A 21928-nucleotide genomic window follows, 5' to 3' on the forward strand; every position below is an offset into this window, starting at 1 on the left:
CGGCCTAACCTTTCACACGGCGCATGGTCATCGCGTACCGAAAGCTCGGCGATAGATGAGTGTTGATCGTCACCTGGGCGACCTCGCCATCGGAGGTCTTGTAGGTGCGCTGCATCTGAAGCGCCGCTGTCCCTGCCTCGGCTCCGAGGCCGTCGGCCAGCTCGGGGGAGAGCAGGACCGCCGCGATCTCTTGGTGTAACTCGGCGATGGTGACTCCGAAGAGGTCTTCGATCAAGGGAAATATCGGGCCGGTGTGGCGTTGCAGCAGCCTGCCGACCGCGGCAAAGGTGCGATTTATGTAGTACTCCGTTCGGCATATCGGCGCCGACGCACCGTCGCTTCGCCGATACCCGCGCACGGACAGCCACTGCGTGCCGATCTCCAATCCGGTCCGAGCGGCAAGTGCCTCGTCGATAGTCAGCATCGCGTTGGACTCGATGGTCAGCTGCGCGCCCGCCGCGAAAGCGAGCAGGTCGCCGATCGACATCACGTCCTGGGCATAGGAGCTGGACGCCGGCCGGGGAACCACGCGGGTGCCGGCTCGGGGCTGCGACGTGACGAGATTGTCTTCGCGCAGCCGGCGCAGCGCTTCGCGAACGGTGTAGCGGCTCACCGCGAATCGTTCGCATAGCTGATGTTCGGTCGGCAGCTGCGAGCCGACCGGGTAGATACCCTCGACGATTTCCTTGCGCAGGGTCCGCGCGATCTGAAGGTATCGGTGCTCACCGATGGCTTGGGCCATCAGGTCCCGTCCTGGGTCCGGCGCAGAGCCAGCACGCTGCCGTCGCCGTCGGCCGAAATGTAGAGCGTCCCGTCGGGGGCGGCGGCGATGCCGGCGAAGGGACCCTGAGGCCCCGAAAACGGTGGCATTCCCTTCAGGGGCTTCGGCACCACACCCGGTGGCGCGCCGATCGGCAAGCCGGAGGCGATAACCTGCCGGGTGTCGGTGTTCAGGTCGGCCGCGATCACCTGGCGGGCACCGGCGTCGACGATGTAGAGCACGTCGTTGCGCAATAGAATGCCTTGCGGGCATTCAAGATTGGCGACGACGGTCTCGGTCGTTGATCCGCTCACCCTGACCACCCGTCCGGCGCCGGACTCGGCCACCAGACAGCCGTTGTTCGTGTCGACCGCAATGCCAACCGGATCGCTCAGGTCGCTCGCCAGCACCTCGACAGTGCCCGACCGCAAGGACAGTACTCGGCCGGTGCCCAGTTCGGCGAAGACGATCTCATTGGGACCGTTGGGCCCGACCGCGACGCCGTAGAGCTGATCGAAACCGCTTGCCAGCACGGCACTTTCGCTCGTGGCCGGCCAGTAGCGGGTTACTTGGCCACCCGAGGTCGTCACGACGAATTCGCCGGACCCGCTCGGCGCGACCCCGCGCAGGAATCCGGGATAGCCGGGGCTGAACAACATCCCGACGGTCTGCAACAACCCGTCGGGCAGCGCGGCATAGAAATACGTGCCGTCGGCGATGTATAGCCGTCCGTCATCGGCCACAGCCAGGTCGAGCGGCCAGTTGAGCCCACCGGGCAACACGGTTCGCGTTTGGCCGCCTGGCGATATCTCGGTGACTTCGCCGGTGAAGTTGGATACGAGCAACCGGTCGCCGACGAGGGTGCAGTTGTCCAGGCCTGGGGTCAACTGGGCGAGCAATCGCTGTTCACCGCTGCGCGGATCGATGCGAAGGACCTGCCCGCTGGCCACCTGGGTCGAGACGATGTAGCCCTGGGAGTCAAACTTGACCGAATCGGGCACACCGAGATCGCCTGCGACACATTGTGGCTCGCCTCCGGCAAGGTCCACGCGCCAAATCTCGTTGGCACCCATCACCGGAAAATACAGCAGGCCGTCCGGGCCGAATTCCATCGCGTTCGGCGAGGGCAGGTTCTCCAGGATCACCCGCGGCGGCCCGCCGTTCAGGTTGAGTTCCAGCAGGCGCCCTCCCTCGCGGCATTCGTTGACGAACAGCCGGTCTCGATGAACGGTGATGCCATTGGCCGAGGGAACGTCGTCGCGCAGCACCCGGTTTCGGCCGGCGGCGTCGAGCACGCTGACCCGTCCGTCCATCACCTCGGTCGCATAGAGGTTGCCGCTGGCGTCGAAAGCGACGTCGTCGGGAGCGACGATGTCGCCACCCTTGGCACTCACGGTTTCCAATTGCCCGGTGCGCGGGTCCAGCGCGCTGATCTGGCTGCCGGTCACCTGCGCGATGTAGACGCGCCCGTCCGGGCCGGTGCGCAGACCGTTGGCGCCAAAGAGTCGGCTTGCAGCGGTTACCCGCGTGAGTCGCCAGTGCTCCGCGACAGCTACCGATTGGGCCCCGGATACCAAGGGGGCATATCGGGATGGCTGCGCCGAGATGGACATGTCTCGCCGTGATCCTTCCGTGTGTCGTCTGGCTGGACGTTATCAAGTCGTTTTAGTCCAGACAATAGCCTGCCATAGGGCCCCGACTAGCCTTGACAGGCGAGTCCGCACTTCGGAATAGTATTCTCCAACCGGCAGAACCTCATATGTTGTCTGGACAAATTGGAGCACATGCTGTTGTGGAGCCTGAGGGTGTCCGCAGCAGCGGAAAGCAGGTCATGGAGGACTTCCTCAGGCTCGACGGCCGCATTGTGGTGGTGTCCGGTGCCGGCGGCGGGGGCATCGGCACGACCGTGACGGCGATGGTCGCGCGGGCGGGGGCCACGGTGATCGCGGTGAGCCGATCGAAGGAAAACCTCGACGAGCACGTGGGTCCGCTGGCCAAGGAAGGTCTCGCGGTCGTGCCCGTCGCGGCCGACGCGTCCACCGATGAGGGCATCGCCACGGTGATCGAGCATGCGCGGCGCACCGACGGCAGCCTCTACGGACTCGTCAACGTCGCCGGTGGCGCCGAGCCGTCGACGTGGATGCCGTCGACCCGGGTGACGCGCGGCGATTGGCGTGAGATCTTCACCGCGAACCTCGAGACGGCGTTCTTCATGAGCTCCGCCGTGGCGGCCGAACTCGTCAAGGAACAGCTACCGGGATCGATCGTTTCGATCTCCTCGATCAGCGGCATGAACACCGCGCCGTTTCACGTCGCCTACGGCACCGCCAAGGCCGCGATCGTGGCGATGACCCGCACCATGGCGCTCGAGCTGGCGACGGCCGGGATACGGGTCAACGCCGTCGCGCCCGGCGTCACCGCGACCACGGCTTCGCTCACCTACACCGGCGAGGACCCCGAGCGGGACCTGCAGGCGATCGCGATGGGCCGGCGTGGACGGCCCGAGGAGCAGGCCGGCGCGATCCTGTTCCTGCTCTCGGAGCTGTCGAGTTACATCACCGGACAGACGCTGCTCGTAGACGGCGGGCTCGATCTCAAATGGAGCCATTTGGCCGCCGACAACACCTCGTTGTTTCTCAAGGATCAATCCTTCCGTGAAGACATCAGGAGGATGTGATGGCCGACCTCGCCAATGACGTGAATCCTGCAGCGCAAGAGGAACTTTCACAGCCGATGACGATCGGTGTCGACGCCTACGTCTCCGAGGCCTATGCGCGGGCGGAGCGCGACAAGCTGTGGCGAAAAGTCTGGCAGCAGGTCGGCCGCGTCGAAGAGCTGCCCGAGATGGGCAGCTACCTGACTTACGACATTCTCGACGACTCGATCATCGTGGTGCGCACCGGCACAGCCGAGTTCACGGCCCACCACAACGTGTGCATGCACCGCGGCCGCCGGCTGATCGACACCCCTGACGGCAAGAAGAATGCCTGCGGCCGAACCCGCAAGTCATTCGTCTGCGGGTTCCACGGCTGGACGTACGGGCTGGACGGGGCGTGCACCTATATCCGGGAGCAAGACGACTGGCAGGGAACCTTGACCGACGACAACACCCACCTGCGGCCGGTCAAGGTCGATACCTGGGGTGGCTGGTTGTGGATCAACATGGATCCCGAATGCGAGCCGCTGGCCGACTACCTGTTCCCCGCCGCAAAAATCCTCGACCCGTTCGGCCTGGAGAACATGCGCTGCAAATGGCGCAAGTGGCTGTACTTCGACTGCAACTGGAAGGTCGCGATGGAGGCCTTCAACGAGACCTACCACGTGTACACGACCCATCCGGAGTTCAACAAGTTCGGCGAATTCAAGGGATGGGCCAAAGCGCAAGGCCGACACAGCAATATCGGCTATGACGCACCAAAGGATCTCGAGGCGACCAAGTCCAAGATTCGCCTCGGCATCGGCGCCGACCCCCGGGTGTCGACCGCAGAGATGCAGGTGTACACGATGGAGGAGACCAACGCCACCACCACCCAGACGCTGGTGAACGCTGCCAAGCGGCTGGTGGACGAATTGCCGGAGGGCACACCGGCCGACAAGGTCCTCGAGCACTGGCTGGCGTCGGCGCGCCGCGACGACGAAGCCCGCGGCGTCATCTGGCCGACGATTCCTGCCGACATCCTGGGACAGGCCGGCACCGCATGGCAGATCTTCCCGAACTTCCAGGTCGGACAGGGCCTCACCAGCGCGCTATGTTACAGCGCGCGACCGCATCCCAGCTACCACCCCGACAAGTGCATCTTCGAGGTGTCGGTGTTCGAGCTGTACCCAAAAGGCCAAGAGCCCCAAACGGAATGGGAGTACACCCCGGTCGGCGACCCGCGGTGGCGGTCGGTACTGCCGCAAGATTTCTCCAACATGGCCGCGGTGCAGCGGGGCATGAAATCCCTTGGCTTTTCGGGCACCAAGCCCAACCCGTACCGCGAACGCAGCACCGTCAACCTTCATTACCAACTGTCGAAGTACATGGGTACCGGCGAACCGCGGGAGCTTTAGTGCCGATCGCAAGCGCGGCGCTGGCGCCGGGCGCCGCGGGTCGGCGCTACCAGACCAAGGAGACAGATGACCCAGTTTGATAGGCCGTCGGACACCTGCGGGCCGACACAGACGCCGGACGACATCGACATCGACGCGCTGCGCGAAAAGTACTTATTCGAGCGCGATAAACGACTGCGGCCGGAGGGCTCTAAGCAATACCTCGAGCTCGAGGGCGAGTTCGCGGAGTTCTACGAGGTCGATCCCCACACACAGGTGACGCCGCGCACGCCGATCAAAGAGGATATCGACGTAGCCATCCTCGGTGGCGGCATCACCGGACTGCTGGCGGGCGCGTACCTCAAGAAGGCCGGCGTCGATGACGTGCACATCATCGAGATGGGCGGGGATTTCGGCGGGGTCTGGTACTGGAACCGCTTCCCGGGGATCCAGTGCGACAACGACGCCTACTGCTACATCCCGATGCTGGAAGAACTCAACTACCTCCCGTCGAAGAAGTTTTCCGACGGAGCCGAGATCTACGAGCATTGCCGGCGCATCGCAAAGCATTTCGGACTCTACGACGGCGCGCTGCTGCACACCCAGGTGCGCGCGGCGCGTTGGGACGAGACGATCAGGCGTTGGCGATTGACCACCAACCGCGGCGACGACATCCGGGCCCGATTCTTGGTGATGGCGCAAGGCTCGTTCAACCGGCCGAAGCTGCCCGGCATCCCCGGGCTCAGGGACTTCACCGGACACATGTTCCATTCCGCGCGTTGGGATTACGACTACACGGGCGGGGACGTCAACGGTGGGCTGCACAAGCTGCACGACAAGCGTGTGGCGCTTGTCGGCACCGGCGCGACCGGTGTGCAGCTCGTTCCGCACCTGGGCCGAGACACCCAGCACCTCTACGTGTTTCAGCGGACGCCGTCATCGGTCGACATACGGGGCAACGAGCCGACCGACCCGCAGTGGGCGGCTGCCCTGCAGCCGGGCTGGCAGGAGCAACGCAAACGCAACTTCCACCGTTGGTCACCACTGGGGGAAGGCGCGGTATTCGACGAGCCCGACATGGTGTGCGATTTCTGGACTGAACTCGGGCGCAACCTGACCGCACGGATCGCGGCTTCTGACGATCCCACTGCCCTGAGCATTGAGCAGATCACGACCATGCGCGAAGAAGAGGATTACAAGGTCATGGAGCGGTTGCGGCGCCGCGTCGCGGAGCTCGTCGACGACCCGGAAACCGCCGAAGCGCTCAAGCCGTACTACCGGTTTCTGTGCAAGCGTCCCTGTAGCAACGACGAATACCTGCCGACATTCAACCGCCCTAACGTCACCCTGGTCGACGTGTCGGAATCCAAAGGCGTGGAACGGCTCACCGCGAAGGGGATTGTGGCCAACGGCATCGAGTACGAAGTCGACTGCGTCATCTTCGCCAGCGGTTTCGAGATCACCACGGACATCAGCCGTCGCTATGCGGTCGACGTGATCGAGGGCCGCGACGGACTGTCGCTGTTCGATCACTGGCGCGACAGCTACAAGTCCCTGCACGGCATGACCAGCCGCGGTTTCCCGAACCAGTTGTTCACCGGCTTCATTCAGGGTGGCGTGGCAGGGAACACCACCGCGATGCTCGAGCAGCAGGCCGAGCACATCGCTTACATCATTTCCGAGGTCATGGCGCGCGGCGCAACGACCGTCGAACCTAGCCAGGAAGCTCAGGACAGCTGGATCAAGACGATCCGCGAAACCTCAATGGATTTGTCAGAATTCGCAGTCTCCTGCACACCCGGCTATTACAACAACGAGGGCGGTGGCGGCGGCGAGGGTATCCGCTCGGCCCTGGGTGATTACTACATGCCCGGCTTTTACGCGTTCGACGAGTTGCTCAGAGAATGGCGCGCCAAGGGTGATCTCGATGGCCTGGTCCTTGGAAGCTGAATGACTGACTTGAGATTCGACGACCGCGTCGCCGTCGTGACGGGCGGCGGCCGAGGACTCGGCCGCTCCTACGCCCTGCTGCTCGCGTCGAAGGGCGCAAAGGTCGTCGTCAACGACGTCGGCGGCACTCTCAGCGGCGAGGGGACGGACGCCGGCCCGGCCGAGGATGTCGTGAACGAGATCACCGCGGCAGGCGGGGAAGCCGTTCCGTGCACGGCTTCGGTTGCGACCCGCGAAGGCGGCGAGGCGATCATACAGACCGCGCGAGAACGTTACGGCCGCATCGACATTCTTGTCCACAACGCAGGCAACGTCCGTCGTGGCTCACTGAGAGAGATGAGCTACGACGACTTCGACGCTGTGCTGGATGTCCACCTCCGCGGCGCGTTCCACGTCCTGCGGCCTGCGTTCCCGGTCATGTGCGAGGCCGGTTACGGACGCATCGTGCTGACGTCGTCGATCGGCGGCCTGTACGGGAACCACGGGGTGGCCAACTACGCCGCTGCGAAGGCCGGCGTGATCGGATTGTCCAACGTCGCGGCGCTGGAAGGCGCCGCTGACGATGTGGCGTGCAACGTGATCGTTCCGGCGGCGGTGACCCGGATGGCCGCCGGCATCGACACGTCGGCCTATCCGCCGATGGAGGCGGAACTCGTTGCGCCCGTTGTAGGTTGGCTCACACATGAATCTTGTTCGGTGAGCGGGGAAGTGTTCATCGCGCTGGCGGGTCGGGTCGCGCGGGCCGTCATCGCCGAGAGCCCGGGTGTATACCGGCCGTCGTGGACGGTCGAAGACGTCGGCGAACATTTGGACGACATTCGATGCCTCGAAGCGCCGCTGATCCTTCCGGTCCTGCCCGACGGGCACGGCCAACACATCCGCTACAGCTTTGAGCTGGCCGCCAATGGCTAGCGGCGATCGCAACCGCGGCGGTAGCCGGGTGCAGCGGGTCGCCGCCATCGGACCTAGCGGCGATCGCAACCGCGGCGGTAGCCGGGTGCAGCGGGTCGCCGCCATCGGACCCAGCGCGGAAAGGACCGGTCCACTGGCCGGTGTGCGGGTAGTCGACCTCACCGCGATGGTGATGGGACCGTACTGCACCCAGATCATGGCCGACATGGGCGCCGATGTGATCAAAGTCGAACCACCAGAGGGCGATAACACCCGCTACATCTCCGTCGGTCCGGCGCCCGGCATGAGTGGTGTGTTCGTCAACGTCAATCGCGGCAAGCGCAGCATCGTGCTCGACCTGAAAACCGACGCGGGAGCCAGCGCCCTGCGGGCGCTGATTGAGACCGCGGACGTATTCATCCACTCGATGCGCGCCAAGGCGATCGCCAAACTCGGTTTCGCCTACGACGACGTCGCCGCGCTCAACCCAGCGATCGTCTACACGAACTGCTACGGCTACGGCCGCCGCGGACCCGAGCGCGACCGGCCCGCCTACGACGACACGATCCAGGCCGAATGCGGCCTACCCGCGGTACAACAGCAACTGACCGGCGAGGCCGACTACGTCGGAACCATCATGGCCGACAAGGTCGCCGGGCTGACCGCGCTCTACGCCACGACCATGGCGCTGTTTCACCGCGCGCGCACCGGAGAGGGGCAAGAAGTCGAGGTCGCCATGTTCGAGACCATGGCCTCGTTCATCCTCGTCGAACACGCCAACGGTGCCTTGTTCGAACCTCCCCTGGGGCCAGCGGTATACCCGCGCACCATCGCGCCCAACCGCCGTCCGTACCGCACCAGCGACGGCTATATCGCCGCGTTGATCTACAACGACAAGCACTGGAACGCGTTCATCGACGCGGTGCGGCCGGCGTGGGCCGGGGACCTGTATTCCACGCTGGAACAGCGGGCGCGCCAGATCGACACGGTCTACGGGTTGCTGGCCGAGACGATGAAACAACGCTCGACCGAGGAATGGCTGACGCTGTTCCGGGAACTGGAGATTCCGGCCGCGCCCCTGAACACGCCCGGCGCGTTGTTCGACGACCCGCACCTGAACGCCGTCGGAATGTTTGAGACCGTGGACACCCCGCACGGACCGGTGCGCTTCCCGGGCGTACCCACCTGGTTCTCCGCAACGCCCGGCCGCATCGCCGGCCCGGCCCCAGAGCTCGGTGCCGACACCGCGGAGGTCCTCGACGAACTGGGGCTCACTGACAACGACTCGCTCAAAGTATCTGTCGCTAAGGAGTTCTGACGCATGGCCGTGCCGGTTTACAAGCGCATCCTCGACCTGTTCGAAGCCGAGGGTGTCAATACGTTGTTCGGTATCCCCGATCCGAACTTCGTGCACATGTTCGCCGAGGCCGACGCGCGCGGCTGGTCGGTGGTCGCGCCCCATCATGAACTGAGCGCAGGCTTCATGGCCGAGGCGGCGTCGCGGATGACGGGTAACCCGGGCCTGTGTATCGGCACACTGGGCCCCGGCATGGCCAACATCGCCGGAGCGATCCAGTGTGCACTCGTCGAGAACTCGCCGGTCATCTTCCTGGGCGGGCAGCGGGCCCGGGTCACCGAGCGCAGGGTGCGCCGCGGCCGCATCCAATTCGTCCAACAGGAACCGCTCGTCGCCGCGTCGGTGAAGTACAGCAGCTCGATCGAGTACGCCGACCAGACCGACGAGATCATCCACGAGGCCATCCGCAAGGCGATGTCCGGTACCCCCGGCCCGTCCTACGTCGAGTTCCCTTCGCACGTGATCCTCGAGCAGCTCGATGTCGACGCGGCGCCCGCGCCGTCCAGCTACCGGCTGGTCAATCAGGGCGCCGGTACCCGCGAGGTGGCCGACGCGGTCAAGCTGATTCGCGAGGCCAAAAGCCCGGTGCTGCTGGTCGGTCACGCCGTGCACACGTCCCGCACCCAACAGCAGGTCAAGGAGTTGGCCGAGCTGATGGCCTGCCCGGTGATCCAGACCTCCGGCGGCACCTCGTTTATCCCGGGACTGCAGGACCGGACGTTCCCCTACCTGTTCTCCCCGGCCGCCAACGAGGCGGTCGAGGAATCCGACCTGTGTGTCGCGCTGGGTACCGAACTCGGTGAGCCGATGCACTACGGCCGGACCCAGCATTGGGCCGGCAACAACGCGAACCGCAAGTGGGTTCTGGTCGAGCAGGACCCGACCGCCATCGGCGTCAATCGCACCGTCGACGTGGCGCTGGTCGGCGATCTGCGCGGTGTGGTGCCGCAGCTGGTCGACGCGCTCAAGGATTCCCCGCGCAAACCCGCGCCCGCGCTGCAAGTCCTGATCGAAAAGGACACGAAAGAGCTTGCGGATATGGCGGAATCGGCACCGTCTGGACGCTCGCCGATCCACCCGGCCCGCTACGTCGTCGAGGCCACCAAGGCGTTCAACGAACTCGAGGACGGCATCATGGTGCGCGACGGTGGCGCAACCGTGATTTTCCAGTGGACCTACTCGCAGTCCAAACCGCGCGACGTGATCTGGAACCAGAACTTCGGCCACCTCGGCACCGGCTTGCCGTACGCGGTCGGAGCCTCCGTCGCCGAGGGCGGCAAGCGCCCGGTGATGCTGCTCACCAGCGACTCGGCCTTCCTCTTCCATATTGCCGAGTTGGAAACCGCTGCGCGGCAGAATATTCCGCTGGTGTGCGTCGTGGGCGTGGACCACCAATGGGGCTTGGAAGTGGGCGTGTACAAGCGCACCTTCGAGCAGCCGTCGCCGCAGCCCGGTGTGCACTGGAGCAAGGACGTCCGGATGGACAAGGTTGCCGAGGGGTTCGGCTGCCACGGCGAGTACGTCGAGAAGGAAGAGGAGATCGGCCCGGCGATCGCCCGCGCCTACGCCAGTGGCAAAGTCGGTGTAGTGCACGTGTGCATCGATCCGAAGGCCAACTCCGAGGAGATGCCTAAGTACGACCGATTCCGAACCTGGTACGCCGAGGGCACCCAATAAGAAAAGGAGAAGCCATGCGCGAATACCTGAAGTTCTACATCGACGACCAGTGGATCGACCCGGTGCGGCCCAACACTTTTGACGTTGAGAACCCGACGACCGAGCAGGTTTCCGGGAAGATCTCGCTCGGCTCGGCTGCCGACGTCGACGTGGCGGTCAACGCCGCCCGGCGCGCTTTCGCCTCCTGGTCACAAAGCAGTCGCGAACAACGCCTGGACTTGCTGCAGGGCATCCTCGCCGAATACCAAAAGCGCGCAGGCGATCTCGCCGATGCGGTCACCGAGGAAATGGGCGCGCCACCCTCGCTGGCCGCGGGCCCGCAGGTCCAGCTCGGACTCGGGCACCTGGTGACGGCGATCGACGTGCTGAAAAACTTCCCTTTCGAGGAACAGCGCGGCGCAACACTGATCGTCAATGAGCCTATCGGAGTCTGCGGGCTGATCACTCCGTGGAACTGGCCGCTCAACCAGATCGCGGTCAAGGTGTACCCGGCGCTGGCAACGGGCTGCACGATGATCTTGAAACCGTCTGAGGTTGCGCCGTATTCGGCCTACATCTTCACCGAGATTCTGGATGCCGCTGGTGTACCGGCCGGGGTGTACAACCTGGTCAACGGCGACGGTCCGGGCGTCGGGGCGGCCCTGGCGCGCCATCCCGACATCGACATGGTGTCGTTCACCGGATCCACGCGCGCCGGCGTCGAGGTGGCTAAGAATGCCGCTCCGACGGTTAAGCGGGTGACTCAGGAGCTGGGTGGCAAAAGCCCCAACATCGTCCTCGACGACGCGGGCTTTGCCGACAGCGTACGGGCCGGTGTGCTCAACATGATGCCGAATTCCGGGCAAAGTTGTAACGCGCCGTCGCGCATGCTGGTCCCGAACTCGCGCATGGACGAAGCCATTACCCTCGCGCGCGAGGTGGCCGAGCAGGTGACGGTGGGCAACCCCGACGACAACCGGTCGATCGGGCCCGTGGCATCGAAGGCACAGTTCGAAAAGGTCCAGCGACTGATCCGGACGGGCATCGACGAGGGCGCGACCATTGTCGCCGGCGGTCCGGATCGGCCGGTAGGGCTGGACGCGGGTTACTACGTCAAGCCGACCGTCTTCGCCAACGTCACCAATGACATGACAATCGCGCGGGAGGAAATCTTCGGGCCGGTGCTCTGCATCCTCGGCTATGCCGACATCGAGCAGGCCCTCGAGATCGCCAACGACACCGATTACGGCCTGGCCGGCTATGTCTCTGCGGCGGACCTGGATAAGGCGCGTGAGGTGGCCCGCAAGATGCGCGCCGGATGGGTGACGATCAATCACGCCTTCGACATGAACGCGCCGTTCGGAGGCTACAAGCACAGCGGTAACGGCCGGGAGTGGAGCGAGGCCGGATTCCGCGAGTACCTGGAGGTCAAGAGCACTTTGGGCTATGCACCCGAGAAGGGATGAGACGCAGATGTTTTCAGGAGTTTTGATCGAGAAGGGCGAGGCGGGTCAGACCGTTGGGGTCACCGACCTGGACCAGGCGCAGCTGCCCGACGGTCCGGAGATCAATGTCAGCGTCGACGTTGAATATTCGACGCTGAATTACAAGGATGCCCTGGCCATTACGGGCAAGTCGCCCGTCGTGCGCAAATTCCCGATGGTTCCCGGTATCGATCTCGCCGGCGTGGTGACCGAAAGCAGCCACGGCGACTGGAAAAAGGGCGATCGCGTGGTGCTCAACGGGTGGGGCGTCGGCGAAACTCATTGGGGTGGCCTCGCTCAGCGTGCCCGCCTCAACGGCGACTGGCTGGTGCCGCTGCCCTCCGCATTCACCAGTCGCCAAGCGATGGCAATCGGCACAGCCGGTTACACGGCGAGCCTGTGCGTGGATGCGCTAATGGCCCATGGCATCTCACCCGAGCAAGGCGACATCCTCGTGACGGGCGCAACGGGCGGCGTCGGAAGCGTCGCGATCGCGCTGCTGAGCGCGGCCGGGTTCAAGGTGGCCGCGGTGACCGGAAAGCCCTCTGAGGCAGACTATTTGCAGCGACTCGGCGCCGAGACGGTGTTGGACCGCGGCGAGTTCAGCGAGGCCGGCAAGCCGCTGCAGAAGGAGCGCTGGGCGGGGGTAGTCGACACCGCTGGCAGCCATACGCTGGTGAACGCCTGCGCCCAGACACGATATGGCGGCGCCGTAGCCGCGTGCGGCCTGGCCCAGGGTATGGATTTTCCGGCCACGGTTGCGCCGTTCATTCTGCGCGGCGTTTCCCTGCTCGGCATCGACAGCGTAATGGCACCCAAGAAGCCGCGCATCGCCGCCTGGGACCGCCTGGCGCGCAACCTGGACACGAATGCGCTGGACTCCATCGCCCAGGAAATCGGGCTCGGGGAAGCCATCGCCTCGGCCGGGCAACTCATGGACGGCAAGGTGCGCGGCCGCATCGTTGTCGACGTCAATCGCTGACGGGAGCGCGGATGACCGGCAAGACGACCCAATCACCGACCGCCCAGCTGGATTTGTCCGACGTCGATCACCGGGTGGGCAAGCCGGTGGGCGGAGGCCAGTTGTGGGATCCGTGTAGCTCCTCCGACGTCCGGCGCTGGGTCATGGCGATGGATTACCCCAACCCGGTGCACTGGGACGAGCAGTTCGCTCGCGAGTCAAAGTTCGGCGGTATCGTCGCACCGCAGTCCATCGCGGTGGCGCTGGACTACGGGCACGGTGCGGCGCCCGCGTGCGTCGGCCATATCCCCAACAGTCACTTGATCTTTGGTGGTGAGGAGTGGTGGTTCTACGGCTGTCCCGTGCGGCCCGGGGACAAACTGTTCCAGGTGCGTCGCTTCCACGACTACAAGGTGACGGAGACGAAGTTCGCCGGCCCGACGATGTTCTCCCGCGGTGACACTATCCACACCAACCAGCACGGCGCCCTGGTGGCGCGCGAGCGCTCGACCGCCATCCGCTATCTCTACGAGGAAGCGAAGAAGCGCGGCATGTTCGAAAATCAGCTCGGCGACATCAAGCGGTGGACACAACTCGAGCTCGAGGAAGTCGAGAGGCTGCGCCGTGACTGGCTCGAGTCCAACCGGATGGGTGTCTCACCTCGCTTTGGCGAAGTGAAGATTGGCGACACACTGCCGCGTCGCGTGATCGGTCCGCACAGCATCGCCAGCTTCACCACCGAATATCGGGCGTTTCTGTTCAACATCTGGGGCACCTTTCACTGGGTCGCGCCGCCCGCTATCGAGGATCCGTGGGTCTATCAGGATCCAGGCTGGGGCAAGGACTTTGCCTTTGATGAGGAAGACGCGAAGATCGATCCACGCAAGCGCGACGGGCTTTATGTCGGCCCCTCGCGCGGCCATATCGACGCCGACCGGGCCAGCGAGGTCGGCATGGCGCGCGCCTATGGCTATGGCGCAACGATGGGCGCCTGGTGCACCGACTACCTCGCGTACTGGGCGGGCCATGATGGCATGGTTCGGCATTCTAAGGCCGACTTCCGCACCCCCGCCTTTGAGGGCGACGTGACCTATTTCGATGCTGAGATCGTTGACAAGCAAGGGGAATCCACGTGGGGTGTGCCTCTGGTGCAGGTAAAGCTGCGCCTGACGAACCAGAACGGAGACATGTTGGTCGGCTGCACCGCCGAGGTTGAACTGCCGCTGTAGCCATGGTCGACGTGACGAGTACAGAACACGCACAACGCCTTTCCGTCGTAACGGGGCCACCCTTGTGCGATGAGGCGGGGCTGGGCTCGCTCACGTTGCCGGGGTTCCTACGCGAAGTGACGCAGACCTACGGCGAGCGCGAGGCGGTGGTGTGGCGTTCCGCCGACAGCGTGATGCGCTGGACGTATGCGCAGCTTTGGGAACGGGCGATGGAGGTGGCCCGTGCGTTGCGCGGGTGCCGCCTGGGCAAGGGTGCCCGCGTCGGCGTTCTGATGACGAACCGGCCGGAATGGCTTGCGGCGGTGTTCGGTACGTCGCTGGCGGGCGGGGTGGCCGTAACCCTCAGCACGTTTTCCACGCCGTCCGAATTGGATTATCTGATAAGGACTTCCGCCATATCGGTATTGTTGTTCGAGCGCAGAGTGCTGGCGAAGGACTTCGCCGCCATCCTGGCCGAATTGGAACCGGCGATCAGCACACCGCGACCGGAGGCGCTGCAATCAGCGAAGTACCCATATCTGCGTCAACTCGCAGCGGTGGGCGCGCCGGAGCACGGGATCGAAGCCTGGAATGAATTCCTTGCATCCGGGCACACGGAGCCTCGCGAGCCGGTCGAGGCGGCTGCCGCGGCGGTGCTGCCGAGCGATGCCGCCGTACTGTTCTTTTCGTCGGGTTCCACGAGCAAGCCGAAAGGCGTACTTAACTCGCATCGCGGGGTGTGTATCCAGTTGTGGCGCTTCCGGCGCATGTACGGGTTCAACCCTCAGGATCATGTTCGCGGCTGGACCGCGAACGGGTTCTTCTGGTCGGGCAATTTCGCAATGGTGCTCGGCTCGACGCTTGCCAGTGGCGGGGCCCTCGTCCTCCAATCGACTTTTGACGCCGCCGATGCGCTCGAGCTCATGCAGGCCGAGCGGGTGAACTTCCCGTTTGCCTGGCCCCATCAGTGGGCGCAGCTGGAAAGCGCGCCCAATTGGCGGCGGGTGGACTTGAGTAGCGTGAAGTTCGTGGATTTCAAGACCCCAATCGCCCACCATCGCACCGTTTCGAGCGAGTGGTATGAGCCGGGCCACGCCTACGGCAACACTGAAACATTCACAATCACAACGGGTTACCCCGCCAACACCGCGCCTGAAGTCCATGCGGAGAGCTTCGGAGAAGCGCTGCCCGGTGTGACCCTCAAGATTGTGGATCCGCTTACCGACGACATCGTTTCGCGCGGCCAGGCCGGAGAGATCCGTGTCAAGGGACCCACGCTGATGCTCGGCTATATCGGCACACCGCTTGACGAGACGCTCGACCGCGACGGCTTCTTTCCTACCGGCGACGGCGGCTATCTCGACGACATCGGCCGACTTTATTGGCAAGGCAGGCTCACCGACATCATCAAGACCGGCGGTGCCAATGTCTCGCCACGGGAGGTTGATGAGGCTCTTTACGAACACTCCGGCGTCAAGCTGGCGACGACCGTCGGCGTTCCGCACCAAACCCTCGGCGAGGTTGTGGTCTCTTGCGTCGTCGCGCACAACAACGTGATCCTCGACGCGAAGCAACTACTGGCATTCCTGCGGGAGCGATTGGCGAGTTATAAGGTGCCGCGCCATGTGCTGTTCTTCCGTGAAGATGAAGTCGCGGTTACCGGTAGCGCCAAGATCAAGACCGGCGAGATTCGGCAACTAGCCGCCAAGCGACTGGCCGGCGATTGGGCCGACACCAGTCCCGATGTCACAGTGGAGCCGGCTGATCAGCCAGATTCGAAGTGACCGCGGATGCCTGACAGCATCGCGATGTGTGCTTTAACCGCCTCGCGGGTGGTGAACGCCGCCAACGGCCTTGGCGCGGCGATCCGGATTCGTTCAGTGACGCGGGTGCCGGCGTCGGTGGGCTCGAAACTGACCGTTCCACGCAACCGCACTCCGGGGGACTGGTCGGCCTCGGTCAGTACGTCGCCGTCGTCAGGGACGTGCAGCCGTGCCCGGTATGCGGTCCGAAAAGTGAATGGCCCCAATGATATTCGGTCGACCACCCGATAGGTCTGGTCGTAGCCTTCCTGGGTGTCGCTTCGGGACAGCACTTCCACCGACACGATGAGCGGGTGCACCAGTTTGATGTTGTTCAGGTCCACGTAGAAACCGCGGACCTGCTCGGGTGGCGCGGGCATCTGTTCGGTCAGCGTCCGCTCGGTGTGGGCGACCAACCAGCTCATAAGAGAAAAGGTAGTGCGCACTTCTCCGCGCGAGCACAAATTAGTGGCCGAGAAGAACACCGGTTCGCCACCAGACGAGTCCGGCGAACACGGCGACGACGGCGACCGTCACCCCGGCCTGGATCAAATTCCGGCTGGCTTTGGGTGCATAGACGTAGGCCGCTGCGACGAGTGCCCCGGTGACGAGCCCCCCGATATGCGCCTGCCAGCTGATTCGGTGCGAACTGACCGCGGGCACGACAAAGGTGAAGAGCAAGTTGAAGACGATCACCGCAATTACGCCGCGGACGTCGAGGTTCAGTCGCCGAGCCACCACGAAGACGGCCCCGAAAAGTCCGAAGATCGCTCCCGATGCGCCCGCGGCGGCCGAACCGGGCGCAGCCAGCAGGTCGACCAGGACCGAACCGCCCAGCGCGCTCAGCGCATACAGCGCGCTGTACCGCAGCCGGCCCAGCCATATCTCCAGCGGCGGACCCACCACATAGAGCGCCCACATGTTCAACAGCAGGTGCGCCGGGCCCGTGTGCACGAACGCAGAAGTCAACAAGCGGTACAGCTCGCCTTTGGCAACGCCCCACGGCCACATGGCGAGCGTCAATTCCAAATTTCGCGACGACAGTTGCAGGATGAAGACCGCCACGTTGATCGCGATCAGCACGTACGTGAGCACCGGGGTCCCCGACCGTTCCCGACCGCCGAATTCCGTGCGCGGCTGGCGAATCGTCTTGGCCCCCGCACGGACGCACTCGACACACTGATGACCGACGGCCGCGCTGCGCATGCAGTCCGAGCAGATGGGCTGTTCACAGCGGGTGCAGCGCACATAGGTGACGCGGTCCGGGTGCCGGTAACAGGTCGGCGCCTCGGCGGGCGACTGCGGCACGCTGGGTCCACTCATCGCACCATTCTGTCGTGCGTGGTCCAGCCAATGCCGTTCAGCAACCGTATTCACTTGTGCAGGACACTGATCTAGCGTGATTGCCGTGGCTGACCGCAGCGGCTCCGACCGCACAGTCGAGCGTTATCTTCAGTTTCTGGCCGCCCACGATTGGGACGGTCTGGCGACCACGATTGCCGACGAGGGCCTGACCCGGGAGGGCCCGTTCTGCGACCGCATCGAAGGCAAGCAGCGCTACTTGGCATACCTGCGCAAGGTTCTGACCGAACTCAAGGACCACCGGTTGGACGTGCAGCGGGTATCGCACGTGGACACCCGGCTGTCATACGTCGAGCTGACTGAGGCCTTCGAGATCGACGGCGCCCCGGCGGCATGGCCCGAATGCCTACTTTTCGAGCGCAACGACGACGGGCTGATCACTCATGTCAGCGTGTTTTTCAAGCAGCGCGGCGCCGAACAGGGCGCGCCACGGCGCAATGCGCACTGATTGGTAACGATCCCGAGAGCTATTCCCTCACCCGCTGAGTTGACCTACTGTGTCTTGGGTGGAGGCAGACGGAACACCCGAGTTGGTGCCAGTCGAAAAATTGCACTCTGGCGACCCGATCACCGATTGCGGTCAGCGCTACATAGTTCTCGAGTCAAAGGCCGTCGGCGATAGTTGCGTCGTCCTCGAACTCGAGTCCCGAGTGGACCACCAGTTGCAGGTCATCGAGAAGTCTTTCCCGGCCGGCTACCACGTCGGCCGGGCGAACCACCGATACCTGTAAGGCAATTTTCGGCTGAATATCGCGATACGTAGCCGTTGGGAGGCTACCGCTGCTTCACGTATTTGATCTGCAGGCGTTCTCGGATTCCACAGCTGTCCTGAACATCCTTTTGCAACAGACTTGCAAGAGCGTGCGCGCAACCGCGGCTGGGATGCGACAATATCGCCCGTAAGGCGATGACGACGCAGGAAGCCGGTGCAAATCCGGCGCGGTCCCGCCACTGTCATCGGGGAGCGACCCTCATATGCCACGGCCATTGGTTGGAAGGCGAGGCGAGCGGCGATCCGAGAGCCAGGAGACTCGCGTCATCGTGTCCTGCTAGCCCGGGGCGGATGTACCTCGGAGAGAGCTGACCTGCGATGACGCTGCAGTTTTTGTCCTGCGGTCCGACCGCTACTGTCTCTGGCAAAGCATGGTTACCAACCGTGCCCGCAGGCGGGCGGCGATGACCGCCCCGGTGTGGATGGCTTTGCCCCCGGAGGTGCATTCGGCCCTGTTGAGCAGTGGGCCGGGGCCAGGGCCGTTGCTGGCGACGGCCGCGTCGTGGACCTCGCTGAGCACCGCGTACAGCACGGCCGCCGACGAGCTGGCCACCCTGGTGGCGGGCGTGCAGGCCGGAACGTGGAACGGTCCGACCGCTGACGCGTATGCGGCTGCCCACGCCCCGTATCTGGCGTGGCTGACGCAAGCCGCTGCCGACAGCGCGGCGATGGCCGCACGGCACGAGACGGCGGCCATCGCCTATGCCACCGCCTTGGCCGCAATGCCCACGCTGCCCGAGCTGGCTGCCAACCACGCGACGCACGCCGTGCTGGTGGCCACGAATTTCTTTGGCATCAACACCATTCCGATCGCGCTCAATGAAGCGGACTACGTGCGGATGTGGATCCAGGCCGCCACCGTGATGAGCGCCTATGAGACGGTCTCGTCGGCGGCGGTCGCCTCGACGCCGGAGACCAGCGCGACCCCGCAGATCATGAAAGCCGACACGATGGCTGCGGCGTCCGACGATCCGTTCGCGTTGCCGCCTGACCGGCAGAACGAGATCTATCAATGGCTGGAGCAGAGCGGCTTTATCGACTTCTACAACGACAGTCTTCAACCGTTGATAGACGCGCTGTACAACAGTCCCTTCTTCCAAGGGATGTTTGGTGGATTTGATCCGTGGCTGCCCATCCTGGGCAATCCACTCAGCTACCTGAGCCCATTCAACATCGCGTTCGCTCTGGGCTATCCGATGGACATCGGTACATATGTCGCACTGCTGTCGCAAATGTTCAGCTTTGTGGCGCTGGATCTGACGGCGGCGTTTGCTTCGGGTAATCCGGCGACCATCGGTTTCACCATTCTATTCACCACCGTCGAAGTCATCGGCACGGTGATCACCGATACCATCGCGTTGCTCAAGACTTTGCTCGAGCAAACGCTTCTGATCCTGACGATTGCTCTGCCGTTACTGGCGACCCCGTTGTTGCCGTTGGCCGTCGGCGCCGTTTTGGCGCCGATCGGGGTGAAGGGCTTGGCGGCGCTGGTCGCCATGCCCCCTGCGCCGCCCGTCGCTCCGCCCGTCACGCCGCCCGTGGTGGCATTTGCGCCGCCCAGTGTCCCGACTTCCACCTCGTCCCCGGCGCCATCTCCGGTGGAAGCAACGACGTCCGCACCGGCAACCGCGCCGCCACCGCCGTCTGCCGCCGCACCCCCGACGGTGACCGGTGCGGACACCGTCGGGGCGGGCATGGGCGCAGGCATGGAAGAGTTCGCCTACCTGGTGGGCGAGCTGAACTCGGCGGTCAGCTCGTCGGCGCGCAGTCGCGCCCGAAAGCAGGCGGCGCAGCCCGACCATGACCAAGCTGAACCAATCGCGGCGACGCCCAAAGAAGAAACTGAAACGCACCGGCGCCGGCGGGCGAAGGCGCAGATGCTCGGGCGTGGCTACGAATACATGGATTTGGAGCCGGATTCGGAGACGGCGGCCTCGGGCGAGGGTGCAGGCACGCAGGGATTCGCCGGGACCGCCGCCAAAACCCGTGCAGGACAGCCGGCCGGGTTAATCACGCTGACAGAAGAAGCGCTAGGCGGTCCACGCATGCCGATGATGCCGCGCACCTGGGAGCCCGACGCGGGTGCATAGCTCGTCATACCAGCCACTCGGTCCCCGAAAAGCGGGCCATGTCCTGCGCGTCCTAAAAACCCGACTTATGCCGACGTCACTCGCTTGTCCTGGGTGGTCGTATGTCATTCGGATCGTCCGGGTCGGGCTCACCGAACCACCGTGACGGCTCGTGCTGCCCGTACGCGTCGTGCCAGTCCCACCATTCGTACGGCGCCGTCTGCGGATAACCTTCCGGCGAGTCCTCCCAGTACTCCTGGCGGCCCAGGGCGGTCATGTCGAGGTAGCTCCAGGTGTTGCCCAGCGCCTCGTCGCCCCGGTTGTTGATGAAGTAGGTGCGGAAAACGCGAGCGCCGTCCCGGATGAACGCGTTGGTGCCGTGCCACTCGTCCACGCCGAAGTCGGCATCGAAGCTGTCGGTGATCGTGTACCAGGGCATCCGCCAGTCCATCCGCGCCTTCAGCCGTTCGATGTCCGCCCACGGTGCACGCGATACGAACACCAACGTCGTGTCGCGGGCATTGAGATGGGCGAGGTGTCCGACATGGTCGGCAATCATCGAGCAGCCGCGACAGGCGTGCTCCGGCCACCCGTGGACCCCTGGCTCGAAGAAGGCGCGGTACACGATCAGCTGCCGCCGGCCGGCGAACAGGTCGAGCAGGGTCACTTTGCCGTCCGGCCCGTCGAACTCGTAATCCTTGTCCACCGCCAGCCACGGCATCCTCCGGCGCAGTGCCGCCAACGCGTCGTGGGCGCGCATCACCTCTTTTTCCTTCACCAGCAATCGCTGGTGTGCTGCCTGCCATTCCTGTGCCGACACAATCCGCGGTCTGCTCATTGCGTTTCCTCCCGTCAGGCCAGCGGTGACAAGCCGGCGGATGTGAGTAGGTATGCATCGTGTTCCTGCGAGTCGCCGGCAATCTCGAGGACCGCCTTGCCGACCTGGTCGGGACTGAGGACGGGTCCCGAGGACCGGACGAAAGTCTCGACGTCGACGCCCTGCCGCTCGGCATAGGCTGCGACGGCCTCGGCGCCCAGGTCAGTCGCCGGCGTGAGGCGCGGCAGCACCGACACGAAGCCAATGCCCAGGCCGGCCCGTTTCGATTCGACAGCGGCGTAGCCGGTGATGAAACGGACGGTTGCCTTGGCCCCCGCATAGCCGCCGCTCAGCGGTGAGCCGTTGACGGCGGCGCCGCTGGATAACGCGATCACCGCGCTCCCCGGCGCCAGCGGGAGCCGCAGCGCCTGCCGGCTCCAGTGGAACGCCTGCGCGACGTCGACATTCCAGTTCCGGCTGAAGGTCTCCCACGTGTGTTCTTGCAGCGGACGCATTTGCGGTGCGGCGCCCGCGCACAGCACCAGGGTGCGCGGCCGGTATTCGCCGAGCAGTCGGGAAGCGGTGGCCGGATCAGCGGCGTCGGCAACCACCGGGGTGAATGCGTCGCCCAACTCATCGAGCAGCTCATCGAGTTGCGCAGAGGTGCGCGCGGCCCCCACGACGTGCGCACCGGCTGCCGCCAGGGTCAGGGCGATGGCGCGGCCGAACCCGCGACCGGCTCCCGTCACGATCGCTGTCGTGCCGAAGAGGCCGTTGTTCGCATCGTTCATCGTGGTGACCTTTCCT

General features: G+C 64.7%; 19 protein-coding genes and 1 riboswitch. Of the genes, 13 read left to right on the forward strand and 6 right to left on the reverse strand.

What is annotated here, in order from left to right; genetic code table 11:
• Positions 1-4: 4 nt before the first annotated feature.
• Positions 5-742 carry a GntR family transcriptional regulator gene (locus A9W99_RS03205; protein WP_067373220.1) on the reverse strand — a complete coding sequence of 246 codons (738 nt, stop codon included), beginning with the start codon at positions 740-742 and terminating at the stop codon, positions 5-7.
• The gene (locus A9W99_RS03210; protein ID WP_067373223.1) at positions 742-2373 is read right to left on the reverse strand and encodes an SMP-30/gluconolactonase/LRE family protein; all 1632 of its coding nucleotides are present in this window, start codon (positions 2371-2373) and stop codon (positions 742-744) included. The genes A9W99_RS03205 and A9W99_RS03210 overlap by 1 nt, the downstream gene beginning before the upstream one ends.
• A 218-nt stretch (positions 2374-2591) precedes the next feature.
• Here A9W99_RS03210 and A9W99_RS03215 point away from each other — a divergent pair, with 218 nt between their 5' ends.
• The 10 genes from A9W99_RS03215 to A9W99_RS03260 all read left to right on the forward strand — a co-directional run bounded on the left by A9W99_RS03215 (position 2592) and on the right by A9W99_RS03260 (position 16083).
• Positions 2592-3437 carry an SDR family NAD(P)-dependent oxidoreductase gene (locus A9W99_RS03215; RefSeq protein ID WP_067373575.1) on the forward strand — a complete coding sequence of 282 codons (846 nt, stop codon included), beginning with the start codon at positions 2592-2594 and terminating at the stop codon, positions 3435-3437.
• Positions 3437-4813, forward strand: a complete 1377-nt coding sequence (locus tag A9W99_RS03220) for an SRPBCC family protein (protein WP_067373225.1) — start codon at positions 3437-3439, stop codon at positions 4811-4813. Before A9W99_RS03215 ends, A9W99_RS03220 begins: the two co-directional genes overlap by 1 nt.
• 66 nt (positions 4814-4879) lie before the next feature.
• Entirely contained in the window at positions 4880-6742 is a 1863-nt protein-coding gene (locus A9W99_RS03225; RefSeq protein WP_067373228.1) for an NAD(P)/FAD-dependent oxidoreductase, read from the forward strand.
• A complete protein-coding gene (locus A9W99_RS03230; RefSeq protein ID WP_067373231.1) occupies positions 6743-7654 on the forward strand; it encodes an SDR family NAD(P)-dependent oxidoreductase in 912 nt (303 codons plus the stop codon).
• A gap of 133 nt (positions 7655-7787) precedes the next feature.
• Positions 7788-8951 (forward strand): CaiB/BaiF CoA-transferase family protein, encoded by a 1164-nt coding sequence (locus A9W99_RS03235; protein WP_067373577.1) that lies wholly within the window; start codon positions 7788-7790, stop codon positions 8949-8951.
• 3 nt (positions 8952-8954) lie between these two features.
• Complete coding sequence (locus A9W99_RS03240) at positions 8955-10667, forward strand: thiamine pyrophosphate-binding protein (protein WP_067373234.1); 1713 nt, start codon at positions 8955-8957, stop codon at positions 10665-10667.
• Between the two features lie 14 nt (positions 10668-10681).
• The gene (locus A9W99_RS03245) at positions 10682-12112 is read left to right on the forward strand and encodes an aldehyde dehydrogenase family protein (protein WP_067373237.1); all 1431 of its coding nucleotides are present in this window, start codon (positions 10682-10684) and stop codon (positions 12110-12112) included.
• A 7-nt stretch (positions 12113-12119) separates the two neighbouring features.
• Positions 12120-13112: an MDR family oxidoreductase gene (locus tag A9W99_RS03250; protein WP_067373240.1), complete on the forward strand. Its 993-nt coding sequence runs from the start codon at positions 12120-12122 to the stop codon at positions 13110-13112.
• 11 nt (positions 13113-13123) lie between these two features.
• Positions 13124-14320, forward strand: a complete 1197-nt coding sequence (locus A9W99_RS03255) for a MaoC family dehydratase N-terminal domain-containing protein (protein ID WP_067373244.1) — start codon at positions 13124-13126, stop codon at positions 14318-14320.
• 11 nt (positions 14321-14331) lie between these two features.
• Positions 14332-16083 carry a class I adenylate-forming enzyme family protein gene (locus A9W99_RS03260; protein WP_253869539.1) on the forward strand — a complete coding sequence of 584 codons (1752 nt, stop codon included), beginning with the start codon at positions 14332-14334 and terminating at the stop codon, positions 16081-16083.
• Here A9W99_RS03260 and A9W99_RS03265 read toward each other — a convergent pair.
• Together A9W99_RS03265 and A9W99_RS03270 are read right to left on the reverse strand one after the other, a co-directional pair.
• Positions 16065-16526 carry an SRPBCC family protein gene (locus A9W99_RS03265; protein WP_067373250.1) on the reverse strand — a complete coding sequence of 154 codons (462 nt, stop codon included), beginning with the start codon at positions 16524-16526 and terminating at the stop codon, positions 16065-16067. The two genes, A9W99_RS03260 and A9W99_RS03265, sit on opposite strands and share 19 nt — an antisense overlap.
• 40 nt (positions 16527-16566) lie before the next feature.
• Positions 16567-17424, reverse strand: a complete 858-nt coding sequence (locus A9W99_RS03270; protein ID WP_067373253.1) for a rhomboid family intramembrane serine protease — start codon at positions 17422-17424, stop codon at positions 16567-16569.
• An 85-nt stretch (positions 17425-17509) separates the two neighbouring features.
• Here A9W99_RS03270 and A9W99_RS03275 point away from each other — a divergent pair, with 85 nt between their 5' ends.
• The 3 genes from A9W99_RS03275 (at position 17510) to A9W99_RS03285 (ending at position 20325) form a co-directional block, all read left to right on the forward strand.
• Positions 17510-17911, forward strand: coding sequence for a nuclear transport factor 2 family protein (locus tag A9W99_RS03275; protein ID WP_067373256.1), 402 nt, complete (start codon positions 17510-17512; stop codon positions 17909-17911).
• A 58-nt stretch (positions 17912-17969) separates the two neighbouring features.
• Positions 17970-18194, forward strand: a complete 225-nt coding sequence (locus tag A9W99_RS03280) for a hypothetical protein (protein ID WP_067241768.1) — start codon at positions 17970-17972, stop codon at positions 18192-18194.
• A 145-nt stretch (positions 18195-18339) separates the two neighbouring features.
• Positions 18340-18517: riboswitch (cobalamin riboswitch) on the forward strand.
• A 122-nt stretch (positions 18518-18639) separates the two neighbouring features.
• Positions 18640-20325 carry a PPE family protein gene (locus tag A9W99_RS03285; RefSeq protein WP_067373579.1) on the forward strand — a complete coding sequence of 562 codons (1686 nt, stop codon included), beginning with the start codon at positions 18640-18642 and terminating at the stop codon, positions 20323-20325.
• A 76-nt stretch (positions 20326-20401) separates the two neighbouring features.
• Here A9W99_RS03285 and A9W99_RS03290 read toward each other — a convergent pair whose 3' ends face one another.
• On the reverse strand, positions 20402-21142 hold the full coding sequence (locus tag A9W99_RS03290) for a DUF899 domain-containing protein (protein WP_067373259.1): 741 nt from the start codon (positions 21140-21142) through the stop codon (positions 20402-20404).
• A gap of 14 nt (positions 21143-21156) precedes the next feature.
• Positions 21157-21912 (reverse strand): SDR family oxidoreductase, encoded by a 756-nt coding sequence (locus A9W99_RS03295; RefSeq protein WP_067373261.1) that lies wholly within the window; start codon positions 21910-21912, stop codon positions 21157-21159.
• Between the last annotated feature and the right edge of the window lie 16 nt (positions 21913-21928).

This window comes from Mycobacterium sp. 1164966.3, assembly GCF_001665395.1.
Taxonomy (GTDB): domain Bacteria; phylum Actinomycetota; class Actinomycetes; order Mycobacteriales; family Mycobacteriaceae; genus Mycobacterium.

What these genes read in the sequence shown, in the direction of transcription:
- A9W99_RS03240 (WP_067373234.1), top strand. Translation starts at nt 8,955, where the DNA reads ATGGCCGTGCCGGTTTACAAGCGCATCCTCGACCTGTTCGAAGCCGAG.
- A9W99_RS03285 (WP_067373579.1), top strand. Translation starts at nt 18,640, where the DNA reads ATGACCGCCCCGGTGTGGATGGCTTTGCCCCCGGAGGTGCATTCGGCC.
- A9W99_RS03215 (WP_067373575.1), top strand. Translation starts at nt 2,592, where the DNA reads ATGGAGGACTTCCTCAGGCTCGACGGCCGCATTGTGGTGGTGTCCGGT.
- A9W99_RS03295 (WP_067373261.1), bottom strand. Translation starts at nt 21,912, where the DNA reads ATGAACGATGCGAACAACGGCCTCTTCGGCACGACAGCGATCGTGACG.
- A9W99_RS03230 (WP_067373231.1), top strand. Translation starts at nt 6,743, where the DNA reads ATGACTGACTTGAGATTCGACGACCGCGTCGCCGTCGTGACGGGCGGC.
- A9W99_RS03270 (WP_067373253.1), bottom strand. Translation starts at nt 17,424, where the DNA reads ATGAGTGGACCCAGCGTGCCGCAGTCGCCCGCCGAGGCGCCGACCTGT.
- A9W99_RS03210 (WP_067373223.1), bottom strand. Translation starts at nt 2,373, where the DNA reads ATGTCCATCTCGGCGCAGCCATCCCGATATGCCCCCTTGGTATCCGGG.
- A9W99_RS03265 (WP_067373250.1), bottom strand. Translation starts at nt 16,526, where the DNA reads ATGAGCTGGTTGGTCGCCCACACCGAGCGGACGCTGACCGAACAGATG.
- A9W99_RS03225 (WP_067373228.1), top strand. Translation starts at nt 4,880, where the DNA reads ATGACCCAGTTTGATAGGCCGTCGGACACCTGCGGGCCGACACAGACG.
- A9W99_RS03255 (WP_067373244.1), top strand. Translation starts at nt 13,124, where the DNA reads ATGACCGGCAAGACGACCCAATCACCGACCGCCCAGCTGGATTTGTCC.
- A9W99_RS03250 (WP_067373240.1), top strand. Translation starts at nt 12,120, where the DNA reads ATGTTTTCAGGAGTTTTGATCGAGAAGGGCGAGGCGGGTCAGACCGTT.
- A9W99_RS03205 (WP_067373220.1), bottom strand. Translation starts at nt 742, where the DNA reads ATGGCCCAAGCCATCGGTGAGCACCGATACCTTCAGATCGCGCGGACC.
- A9W99_RS03290 (WP_067373259.1), bottom strand. Translation starts at nt 21,142, where the DNA reads ATGAGCAGACCGCGGATTGTGTCGGCACAGGAATGGCAGGCAGCACAC.
- A9W99_RS03220 (WP_067373225.1), top strand. Translation starts at nt 3,437, where the DNA reads ATGGCCGACCTCGCCAATGACGTGAATCCTGCAGCGCAAGAGGAACTT.
- A9W99_RS03245 (WP_067373237.1), top strand. Translation starts at nt 10,682, where the DNA reads ATGCGCGAATACCTGAAGTTCTACATCGACGACCAGTGGATCGACCCG.